Genomic DNA, 1320 nt, shown 5'->3' on the forward strand with positions numbered 1-1320 from the left:
GTTCCAGGAGTATTTAGCTGGAATTTGGGAGCGTGAATGGCTGACCAATAATGGTCCATTGCTGAATGAGTTGGAAATCAAACTTAAAAAGCACCTTGATGTCGATCATTTGCTGTTCCTGACCAATGGAACCATTGCGATTCAGATTGCTATTCAGGCGCTTGATCTTAGCGGTGAAATTATCACAACACCGTTCAGCTATGTGGCGACTACTTCAAGCATTGTCTGGGAACGCTGCCGTCCGATTATGGTGGATATCTGCCCGGATACGCTGAATATTGATCCATCAAAAATTGAGCAGGCGATAACTGATAAAACCACAGCTATTCTGGCGACTCACGTCTTCGGTAATCCATGTGATGTGGAAGCAATCGCCGCTATTGCAAAAAAATATAACTTAAAAGTTATCTACGACGCTGCGCATGCTTTTGGTACCAAATACAAAGGTAAATCACTTTTGTCTTATGGTGACGTTTCTACTTGCAGCTTCCATTCGACGAAGTTGTTTCATACTGTAGAAGGTGGTGCTGTAACTACTAACAATCCTGATATCAATAAAAAGATGTCGATGATGAGGAATTTCGGGCACTCATCGGTTACGGAGTTTGGTGGTGTTGGTATTAACGGTAAAAACTCCGAATTTCATGCCGCCATGGGGTTGTGCAATCTTAAGTATATTGATGAGGTGATGGCTGTTCGTCGCCGGTTGTCTGTACAGTACTTTCAGAATCTTGAAGGTGTGCCAGTAAAGTTCCAAAAAACTACACCTCAGTCGGATTATAACTATTCTTATTTTCCAGTTATATTCGAAGACGAAGCAACATTGTTAAAGCTTGTTGAGTTTCTCAATCTCAATAGTATCTTTCCGCGGCGTTACTTTTACCCTTCATTGACAAAGTTGCCCTACGTTTCCGGACAGAGTGCACCCATTGCAGAGGATATTTCGCGCCGAATTCTCTGTCTGCCGCTTTATCACACACTTTCTTTAGAGGAAGTGGATATGATTTGTAGGTTTATCAAGCAGGAATTGTGCTGTGAGTAAAGTTATTGCAGAAAATGGAGTTTCTAAACCTGAGGTTGCGAAGGGTGTTACACCTATTAGCGGCGTAACAGGCGATAAATTTCATATTGAATTCTTCAATGATGGTCGTTTGGAAGGGCAGGACAAGCTTGCTCTTCTGAACTTCCTCATGCGTGAGTTTGCTCTTCAGCAGCCTGTCGTATTGAAAGGAACTGGTTCCGCAATAGAAGCTCAGTTTCTGCAGGAGCAATATTCTCGGCAACAAAAGAAGGTTGATCTACTGTATCTCGATGCAGATG

At 42.6% G+C, this 1320-nt stretch carries 2 protein-coding genes; both read left to right on the forward strand.

What is annotated here, in order from left to right; translation table 11 throughout:
- Positions 1-1042, forward strand: a 1042-nt coding sequence (locus ACXRVY_RS29560; RefSeq protein ID WP_458239027.1) for a DegT/DnrJ/EryC1/StrS family aminotransferase, incomplete at its 5' end; no start/stop codon positions are given.
- The coding region (locus ACXRVY_RS29565; RefSeq protein ID WP_458239028.1) for a hypothetical protein at positions 1035-1320 on the forward strand (286 nt) is incomplete at its 3' end. The genes ACXRVY_RS29560 and ACXRVY_RS29565, both read left to right, overlap by 8 nt.

This window comes from Pseudomonas sp. P5_A2_2 (assembly GCF_054177685.1).